This window comes from Oceanibaculum sp., assembly GCF_022449305.1.
Lineage (GTDB): Bacteria > Pseudomonadota > Alphaproteobacteria > Oceanibaculales > Oceanibaculaceae > Oceanibaculum > Oceanibaculum indicum.
In genome coordinates this window covers 1-9532 of the sequence record NZ_JAKUSO010000088.1, presented here as the reverse complement: position 1 = coordinate 9532, position 9532 = coordinate 1, and the positions used below count along the sequence as shown (strand labels likewise).

8 protein-coding genes and 1 tRNA gene are annotated in these 9532 nt (G+C 64.7%); 6 read left to right on the top strand and 3 right to left on the bottom strand.

Annotation, left to right across the window (positions count from 1 at the left end; genetic code table 11):
* Positions 1 to 934 (bottom strand): pentapeptide repeat-containing protein (locus MK313_RS16985; RefSeq protein ID WP_287783190.1); only part of this gene is annotated, 934 nt, incomplete at its 3' end.
* A gap of 305 nt (positions 935 to 1239) precedes the next feature.
* On the opposite strand from MK313_RS16985, the gene gyrA reads away from it, so the two are divergent.
* The 4 genes from gyrA to MK313_RS16965 all read left to right on the top strand — a co-directional run bounded on the left by gyrA (position 1240) and on the right by MK313_RS16965 (position 5437).
* A complete protein-coding gene (gene gyrA, locus MK313_RS16980; protein WP_287783188.1) occupies positions 1240 to 4050 on the top strand; it encodes a DNA gyrase subunit A in 2811 nt (936 codons plus the stop codon).
* The gene (gene coaD, locus MK313_RS16975; protein WP_008943526.1) at positions 4043 to 4579 is read left to right on the top strand and encodes a pantetheine-phosphate adenylyltransferase; all 537 of its coding nucleotides are present in this window, start codon (positions 4043 to 4045) and stop codon (positions 4577 to 4579) included. The genes gyrA and coaD overlap by 8 nt, the downstream gene beginning before the upstream one ends.
* 95 nt (positions 4580 to 4674) lie before the next feature.
* Positions 4675 to 4750, top strand: a tRNA-Lys gene (locus MK313_RS16970).
* A 45-nt stretch (positions 4751 to 4795) separates the two neighbouring features.
* Positions 4796 to 5437, top strand: a complete 642-nt coding sequence (locus MK313_RS16965) for a DUF2459 domain-containing protein (RefSeq protein ID WP_287783185.1) — start codon at positions 4796 to 4798, stop codon at positions 5435 to 5437.
* Here the strand turns inward: MK313_RS16965 and MK313_RS16960 are convergent.
* Entirely contained in the window at positions 5407 to 6576 is a 1170-nt protein-coding gene (locus tag MK313_RS16960) for an aminotransferase class V-fold PLP-dependent enzyme (protein WP_287783183.1), read from the bottom strand. The two genes, MK313_RS16965 and MK313_RS16960, sit on opposite strands and share 31 nt — an antisense overlap.
* A gap of 87 nt (positions 6577 to 6663) precedes the next feature.
* Between MK313_RS16960 and MK313_RS16955 the strand changes: the two genes are divergently transcribed.
* Complete coding sequence (locus MK313_RS16955) at positions 6664 to 7542, top strand: alpha/beta fold hydrolase (protein WP_287783180.1); 879 nt, start codon at positions 6664 to 6666, stop codon at positions 7540 to 7542.
* A gap of 22 nt (positions 7543 to 7564) precedes the next feature.
* Entirely contained in the window at positions 7565 to 8359 is a 795-nt protein-coding gene (locus tag MK313_RS16950; RefSeq protein ID WP_287783177.1) for a DUF502 domain-containing protein, read from the top strand.
* Here MK313_RS16950 and MK313_RS16945 read toward each other — a convergent pair.
* Positions 8341 to 9532, bottom strand: a 1192-nt coding sequence (locus MK313_RS16945) for an ATP-dependent DNA helicase RecG (protein ID WP_287783174.1), incomplete at its 5' end; no start/stop codon positions are given. The two genes, MK313_RS16950 and MK313_RS16945, sit on opposite strands and share 19 nt — an antisense overlap.

The window sequence follows — 9532 nt, the reverse complement described above, 5'->3', positions numbered from 1 at the left end:
TTGAAATGGCGGTCAGGTTGCGCGCGGAAAAATCGCCGCGCGACAGGTCGATGCCGTCCAGGGTGAGGCGCTTGCCCTCGTGCGCCGCGCTCCGGACCCAGCTTTCGTGCATGTCGAGCGCTGCTTCCAGGTCCAGGCCGGCATCTTCCGGCGTCTTCGGCAGCACCGCCCGGGCAAAGACCGGGGAGGTGAGGTGGGTGAGGTCGAGAATGGCCCCGGTGAGATCGACGCCATCGAAATTGGCATCGTGAATACGCGCGTTGGTCAGCACGGCACCGTGGAAATCCGCACCGGCGGCATTGACCCCGATCAGATTTACGCCGGTCATGATGGCATTGCGGAAATTGCTCATCCGCAAATCGGCGTTGCGCAGATCGGCATTGGACAGGTTCGCCTCGCTGAAATCGGCACGCAGCGTAAAGGAACCGCCCATTTTCGCATTGCTGAGATTGGCGCCTTCGGCATTGATGGCGCTCATATCCGCATGGCCGTCACCATGGCTGACAGCCGTTGGAATCCGGTTGGCGGAATAGCGCGCCAGAACGGCCTCGCGGATGTCGGCCTCGGTCAGATTGGCGCCAACCAGGCTGGCGCCGCGGAAGCACGCACCGCGCAGGTCCGCGCGTGTCAGGTCGGCGCCATTGAAATTGGTGCGGCGCAGGTCAGCGGCATAGAAATTGGCGAATTGCAGCTTGGTCCGGCGGAACAGGCTGCCGGCGAGAGCAGCACCGGTGAAATCCGATTCACGCAGGTCGCGCGTGCTGAAATCGGTGGCTTCCAGCCGGAATCCGGACAGCAGGGCACGACGACCGCCGGGCCGGCCGGACAGCAGCCTTTCGTGAAGCGACAGGGCCTTGGCAAGATCGGCAGGACGAAGATTCTTAAGCTCGGTGGCTTCCCCATTCTGCAAGGCGCTCAATTTCGTGTCAGACATCGATGAATTCTGCCCCGCTTGATGACTGGCGTTCGACATTGTTTTGCTGTGGATTCTGCCAGACTTCTAAAATAATAACCCCTAATCTTTAAGGCTCTCTTAAGAGCAGCCAAAGGCCTGGATGAAGCTGGTTTTGCGGGCCCCGCCAGCGGCCTGTCCGTGGGCCTGTCTGCAACGTTGTTCGCATGCGCGAAACATGCTAGAAACCTCGTTCAAACAACAATATCTTGGGGTAAGCCAAGATCGCGCCTCATAATGACGCGCTGCCAAGCCACCATCGCCCGTAACGGAAAGTTCCCTTCGCCTTGTCCACGACGACGCCTCCCGGAACGCCTCCCGGCTTCGATGTAAAGCCCGTCTCCATCGAAGAGGAGATGCGCCGCTCCTACCTTGATTACGCCATGAGCGTAATCGTTGCGCGCGCCCTTCCTGACGTGCGCGACGGGCTTAAGCCCGTGCATCGCCGTATTCTCTACGCGATGAAGGATGGCGGCTACGACTGGACGAAGCCCTACCGCAAATCGGCCCGCATCGTCGGCGATGTCATGGGTAAATACCATCCGCACGGCGACAGCGCCATCTATGATGCGATGGTACGCATGGCGCAGGACTTCTCCATGCGTCTGCCGCTGATTGACGGGCAGGGCAATTTCGGCTCGATGGACGGCGATCCGCCGGCGGCCATGCGCTATACCGAGGCGCGGCTGGCCAAGGCGGCCGAGGCGCTGCTGCGCGACATCGACAAGGAGACCGTGAAGTTCGTCGCCAACTACGACGAATCGGTCGAGGAGCCCGCCGTCCTGCCGGCGGAATATCCCAACCTGCTGGTGAATGGCGCCGGCGGTATCGCCGTCGGCATGGCGACCAACATTCCGCCGCATAATCTGGGTGAGGTGATCGACGCCTGCTGCGCCTATGTGGACGACCCCTCCATCAGCATGGAAGGGCTGATGCAGCATGTGCCGGGGCCGGATTTCCCGACCGGCGGCATCATCATGGGCAAGCGCGGCATCCACGAGGCCTACAGCACCGGGCGTGGCTCGGTCGTCATGCGCGGCCGCGTGGCGGTCGAGGAAATCCGCAAGGACCGCGAGGCGCTGGTCATCAGCGAAATCCCCTACCAGGTGAACAAGGCACGCCTGATCGAGCGCATCGCCGAGGTGGTGAACGCTAAGATCGTCGAAGGCATTTCGGACATCCGCGATGAGAGCGACCGCGACGGCGTGCGCGTCGTCGTGGAGATCAAGCGCGACGCCCAGGCGGATGTGGTGCTGAACCAGCTGTACCGCTATACGCCGCTGCAGACCTCCTTTGGCGTGAATGCGCTGGCGCTGAATGGCGGTCGGCCGGAAATGATGACCCTGAAGCAGGTCATCGAGGCCTTCCTGCAGTTCCGCGAGGAGGTCATCACCAAGCGCACGGTCTATGAGCTGGGCAAGGCCCGTGACCGCGCCCATATTCTGGTCGGCCTGCTGGTCGCGATCCAGAATCTCGATCCCGTCATCGAACTGATCCGCGCGTCCCGCGATGCCGCCGAGGCGCGCGCCGCGCTGATGGGCAAGGACTGGCCGGCGACCGATGTCGAGCCCTATATCGCGCTGATCGACGAGCCGGGCCGCGCCGTGGTCGATGGCAAGTACCGGCTGTCGGAGGCGCAGGCCCGCGCCATCCTGGAGCTGCGCCTGCAGCGCCTGACCGGCATGGAACGCGAGAAGCTGGTCGAGGAAACGCAGGAAATCGCCGGGAAGATCGAAGAGTATCTGGCGATCCTGGGCTCCCGCGAGAAGCTGATGAGCGTGCTGCGCGAGGAGCTGGTGCGCATCAAGGAACAGTTCGCCACACCGCGCCGCACCGCGCTGGAAGAAGGCGAGCTGGACCAGGATATCGAGGATCTGATCCAGCGCGAGGACATGGTGGTGACGGTCAGCCGTCTCGGCTATGTGAAGCGCGTGCCGCTCTCGACCTACCGGGCGCAGAAGCGTGGCGGCAAGGGCCGCGCCGGCATGACGACCCGCGACGAGGATTTCGTGTCACGCGTCTTCGTCGCCAATACGCATACGCCGCTGCTCTTCTTCACCTCGCGCGGCATGGTTTACCGCATGAAGGTGTGGCAGCTGCCCCTGGCGACGCCGCAGGGCCGGGGCAAGCCGATCGTGAACATGCTGCCGGTGCAGGCGGGCGAGGGCATCTCCACCATCATGCCGATGCCGGCGGACGAGGAAAGCTGGGGCGGGCTGCATGTCATGTTCGCCACCTCGGCGGGCACGGTGCGGCGTAATTCGCTGTCCGACTTCACCAACATCAAGTCGAACGGCAAGATCGCCATGAAGTTGGATGAGGGCGAGCATCTGGTCGGCGTCATGCCCTGCTCGACGGAGCAGGATGTGCTGCTTTCCACGCGCAACGGCCAGTGCATCCGCTTCGCCGTGACGGATGTGCGCGAGTTCAAGGGCCGCGATTCGATGGGCGTGCGCGGCATCAGGCTGCAGGGCGACGATCAGGTCATCTCGCTGTCGATCATCGACCATGTCGAGGCCACGGCGGACGAGCGGGTCGCCTATCTGCGCCGGGCGGCCGCGCTGCGCCGCCAGAATGGCGATGACGGCGCCGAGGAGGCCGTCGTGCTGGATGCCGAGGAGGGGGCCGGCAATGGCGGCGCTCTCGACGATGCCCGCTTCGAGGAACTGGCTGGGCGCGAGGAATTCATCCTCACCGTCAGCGAGAAGGGCTTTGGCAAGCGCACCTCCGCCTATGAGTACCGGGTCACCGGCCGCGGCGGGCAGGGCATCGCCAATATGGAGCTGAACGAGCGCAACGGTAAGCTGGCGGCCTCCTTCCCGGTGGCGCAGACCGACCAGATCGTTCTGGTGACCGATGGCGGCCAGCTGATCCGCTGCCCGGTGCATGATATCCGCATCGCCGGCCGACGGACGCAGGGCGTCACCCTGTTCCGGGTCGCCGAGGATGAGCATATCGTCTCCGTCGCCTGGATGGCCGAGGAAAGCGGCGCCGCAGAGGACGAGATCGGCGACGAGATCGGGGAAGCTGCCGACATGGTCGAGGGCGACGCTGCTGAAGGGGAGGCAGCGACGGAATCGGAGGGGCGTGATGAATAAGCATCTGATCGGGGTCTATCCGGGCACGTTCGACCCGATCACCTACGGCCATCTGGATATCATCAAGCGCGCTTCGAAGATGGTTGACCGCCTGATCATCGCGGTCGCGCAGAATGCCGGTAAGGGCCCGCTGTTCAGCATTGGCGAGCGGCTGGATCTGGTGCGGGGCGAAATCGCCGCGATGAATGGCACGGGGGAGTACGACCATATCGAGGCCCGGTCCTTCAACAACCTGCTGATGCATTTCTGTCAGGCGGCGAATGCCTCGCTGATCGTGCGCGGGCTGCGCGCCGTCTCCGACTTCGAGTACGAGTTCCAGATGGCCGGCATGAATGCCCGTCTCGACTCGAATATCGAGACCGTGTTCCTGATGGCCTCCGAGCGCCAGCAATTCATCTCCTCGCGCTTCGTGAAGGAGATCGGCGCCTTGGGCGGCGATATCAGTACCTTCGTGCCGCCCCGTATCGCCGAGCGCGTCATGCACCGCTTCGCCAAGGATAGCGCGCCCGAGGTCGAGACCCGCGCCTAGGAAAAAGCCGGGCGGCGCAACCCCGGGGATTGACCCGGCGGGCAAGCTTGCCTAGGTTGCGGCCACCCGAACGCGCAAGCCGCGTATCGCGCCAAGAGTCCTTAGCTCAGCCGGTAGAGCAACTGACTTTTAATCAGTAGGTCGTGGGTTCGAGTCCCACAGGACTCACCATTTCTTTTTCGATAGCCTGACGGTCGTACCACATCCGGTCCGACCATGCTTTTGCGTCTCGTATCGATCCTGATGTTACTTGCCGGCTGTGCCGCTGACGACAGGGCGCCGGCCGATATCGCCGTGGGCGATGGACCGCCGGCCAGGACCATCTATGCCATCAGCAATGGCTGGCATGCCGGTATCCTCCTGGCACGGTCGGACCTGCCGAAGGGGCTGCTGCCGGAGGCGGCGGATTTCCCCACAGCCAACTGGCTGGAATTTGGCTGGGGTGACCGCGAATACTATCCCAATCCCCGCCCCACGATGGGCATGGCGCTGGCCGCCGGGCTGACGCCGACGCCGGCGGTGCTGCATATTGCCGGCCGCGTGGCGCTACCGGAGGCGGCCGGCAAACTGGAGATTTTACCCTTGCGGATCAGCGAGGCGGGACTGCGCCGCATGGCGGAGCGCATTGATGCCGCCGTAGAGCGCCCCGCCGGTCAGGAGCGCGCGGACAGCATCGCCCCTGGCCTGTACGAGACCAGCCTGTTCTATCCGGCGCATGGGGAGTTCCACCTGTTCAATACCTGCAACAGCTGGGTCGCCCGCAAGCTGTCCTGGGCCGGTCTGCCGGTCACCGACACCGGCGTGACGATGGCCGAGGATCTGATGGTTCAGTTGCGGTCGCTGGCAGTGCCTGAATAGGCAAGCACGGCATCCCGCAGAATCTCATACTCTTGTATGTGGTTGTAGGGCGCTGCCGAGATCCTGACCCAGGGATCGCCGCCGAAATGGTGCACCGGCACCTCGATCCGGTGATTTTCCCACAATTCGTCCAGGATCGTCTGCGCCGGGATATCGCGGAAACGCTCAGGCAGGCGGATCGTCGCCATGTTGCCGCGTAATGATGCTGGTGTGCCGATCCGCGTTTCCCAGGCGCTCGACAGCATCTCCGCCGCCTCGGTCACCAGCCCCTGACAATAGGCGCGGACCGCCGGCAGGCCGCCGATGGTATCGAAGAAGCCGATGGTTGCGCCGACCGACAGCCAGGCGCTGGCGTCGCGCGTGCCGGTCCAGCTGAATTCCTCGGCAAAGCCCGTCCGGAAAGGGTGCGAGATGGTGGTGGGGTGGATGCTTGTCTGCCGGCCCGGGGCCACCCACAGGAAGGCGCAGCCCTTGGGCGCGCAAAGCCATTTATGGCAGTTGCCGGTATAGAAATCGGCACCGATGGCCGGCACATCGAGGTCCAGCATGCCGGGCGCATGCGCGCCATCCACCAGCACCAGCCTTTTTTCGCTCTTGCAGGCGGCGATCAGCTCCTTCAGCGGCTGGATCGTCGCGGTGGGGGAGGTGATATGGTCCAGGATCACCAGCCGGGTGCGGTCGGAGAGAGAGGATGTCACCGCCGCGGTGATGGCGTCCGGCCCGTCCAGCGGGAAGGGAACCTCGGCGATCTTGATCGCGGCACCGGTCTTTTCCTCAATGAAATGAACGGTCTGCTTGACGGCGTTATAGCCGTGGCTAGTTACCAGTATTTCGTCGCCCTGCGTGAAATCCAGGCTGCGCAGCACTGCGTTCACGCCGCCGGTCGCGTTCTCGACGAAGCCGAGATCGGCGGGATCGGCGCGCAGGAACCGCGCCAGGTCGGCCCGCGCCTGCGCCAGCGCCGGCGGCAGCACCCGGCGCATGAAGTTGACCGGGTTTTCCTCCATCAGCGCCTGCCAGCGCCGCTGTTCGGCCAGCACGGCTTTCGGCGTGGCACCGTAGGAGCCATGGTTCAGGAACAGGATATCGTCGCGCAGACCCCAGTGGTGCCGCACCGCTTGGCCAAGGCTTGCCGCCATCTCTCATCCCCTCTGCAGACCGGTTCAGGCTCGTGTATGCTGCCGGACCGGGATGGCGCGACGCCAGCGATATATTGTGGGGGTGACATGTTCGAGGGGTTCACGCAGCAGCGGATCAGGACCAGCGGCGCGGAGATCAATCTGCGCACAGGCGGGCAGGGGCCGGCGCTGCTGCTGCTGCACGGTTATCCGCAGACCCATGCGATGTGGCACAAGATCGCCCCGGCGCTGGCGGAGCGCTTCACGGTGGTTGCCGCCGATTTGCGCGGCTATGGCGATTCCTCCAAGCCGCAGACCGACGAGCGCCACGTTCCCTATGCCAAGCGCGCCATGGCGCTGGATATGGCCGAGGTGATGACCGAACTGGGGTTCGAGGAATTCATGGTCGCCGGGCATGATCGCGGCGGCCGGGTGGCACACCGGCTGGCCATCGACCATGCCGACCGGGTCACCAAGCTGGCAGTGCTGGATATCGCTCCCACGCACGAGATGTATGTGACGACCGACATGGAATTCGCCACCGCCTATTATCACTGGTTCTTCCTGATCCAGCCTTTTGACCTGCCGGAACGCATGATCGGCGCCGATCCCGGCCTTTTCCTGGAGCGCAAGATGGGCCATTGGGGACGCGACGGCACGGCCTTCACGCCGGCGGCGATGGCGGAATACCGGCGCTGCTTCTCCGACCCGGCGACGATCCATGCCAGCTGCGAGGATTACCGCGCGGCAGCGACCATTGACCTGGAACATGACGAAGCCGATATGCACCGGAAGCTTGGCTGCCGGGTGCTGGCGCTGTGGGGCGAGAAGGGCTTTGTCGGTCGCAAGTATGATGTGCTGGAAAGCTGGCGGAAACGGGCGCTGCATGTCGAGGGCCACGGCGTTCCCAGCGGCCATTTCCTGGCCGAGGAGGCGCCGTGCGAAACCCTGGATGCCCTGATGACGTTCTTTTCCCGTCCCGACTGAGCCTGTTATCGAGCGAGCCCCAATGAGCATAGAGCCGAACGGCACTTCCGACCCCAAGCCAGAAAACATGCAGGAGCAGACACCGCTGCGTCCAAAGCGCAGCCTGCGCCTGACGCTGACCAGCCGGCTGCGCGCCTATTTCTTCGCCGGCGTGCTGATCACCGCCCCCATCAGCCTGACGATTTACCTCGCCTGGCTGCTGATCGATTTCATCGACAAGCAGGTCATGCCGTTGATTCCGGTGCACTACAATCCGGAGACCTACCTGCCATTCTCCGTTCCGGGGATTGGCCTCGTCCTGCTGCTGACAGTGATTACCCTGATCGGCGCGCTGACCGCCGGTTTCCTCGGGCGGCTGCTTGTTCGCGCCGGCGAGGCCGTGGTGAACCGGCTTCCGGTGGTGCGCAGCGTCTATGGCGCGGTGAAGCAGATCATGGAAGCGGTGCTGGCGCAGCAGTCCAACGCCTTCCGCCAGGTCGTGCTGGTGGAATATCCGCGCAAGGATTGCTGGGTCATCGGCTTCGTCAGCGGCGCCACCACCGGCGAAGTGCAGGCCCGCACAGAGGCGGAGGTCATCAACGTCTTCATTCCGACCACGCCTAATCCGACCTCCGGCTTCCTGCTGTTCGTGCCACGCGAGGATATGGTCTATCTCGACATGAGCATCGAACAGGGGATCAAGATGGTGGTGTCGGGCGGCATCGTGGCGCCGCCCTGGCCGGCCGGACAGCAGACCGAGGTGAAATCCCGCAAGCGCAAGGAATTGCCACAGCCGGTCAGCGACGAGGCCGCCGCCGCTCAGCCGGAGCGCAGATAGCGCACCGCCGCGTCGCGCTCGAACAGATAGAGCAGCACGCGCAGCCGCTGGCCGCGCTCGCCCTGCAGCTCCGGGTCGCGGTCCAGCACCAGCCTGGCATCGTCGCGCGCCACCTGTAGAAGCTCGCCATGGACGGAGAGGTCGGCTAGGCGGAAGGTCGGCATGCCGCTCTGCTTGGTGCCCAGCAGGTCACCGGCGCCGCGCAGCTTCAGATCCTCCTCGGCGATGACGAAGCCATCCTCAGTCTCGCGCAGGATTTTCAGCCGCGCCGCCGCCGTCGCGCTAAGCGGCTTCTGGTACAGAAGAATGCAGGTGGAGGGCTTGTCGCCGCGCCCGATACGGCCGCGGAGCTGATGCAGCTGGGCGAGGCCGAAGCGCTCGGCATGCTCGATCACCATGATTGTGGCCGCCGGCACGTCCACCCCGACCTCGATGACCGTGGTGGAGACCAGCAGATCGACCGTACCGCGCGCGAATTCCTCCATTATGCGGTCCTTGTCCGGCCCCTTCATGCGGCCATGCACCAGCCCGGCGCGCGGACCGAACCGCTGGGCGAGGGCGGCATGGCGTTCCTCGGCAGCGGCGACGTCCAGCGCCTCTGACTCCGCGACCAGCGGGCAGACCCAATAGACCTTGTTGCCGGCGGCGAGCGCGCGTTCGACCGCGGCCACCACTTCCTCCAGCGATTCGGTCGGCTTGGCGATGGTGACGATGGGCTTGCGGCCGGCGGGCTTCTCGGTCAGCCGCGAAACGTCGAGATCGCCATAGGCGGTCAGCGTCAGGGTGCGCGGGATCGGCGTCGCCGTCATCACCAGCACATCGACGCCGCGCCCCTTGCTGGAAAGCGCGATGCGCTGATGCACGCCAAACCGGTGCTGTTCGTCGATCACCGCCAGCATCAGGTCGCGGAAGATCACATCCTCCTGGATCAGCGCATGGGTGCCGACGACGATGCCGGTCTCGCCGGAGGCCAGCCCGGCCAGGATCGCCTCGCGGTTCTTGCCCTTCTCCCGGCCGGTCAGCAGGGCGACTTTCACCCCAGCGGGGGCGGCCAGCCGCTCGATGGTCGCCAGATGCTGGCGCGCCAGGATTTCCGTTGGCGCCAGCAGGGCCGCCTGGCCGCCGGCCTCGATGGCGGTCAGCATCGCCATCAGCGCCACCACTGTCTTGCCG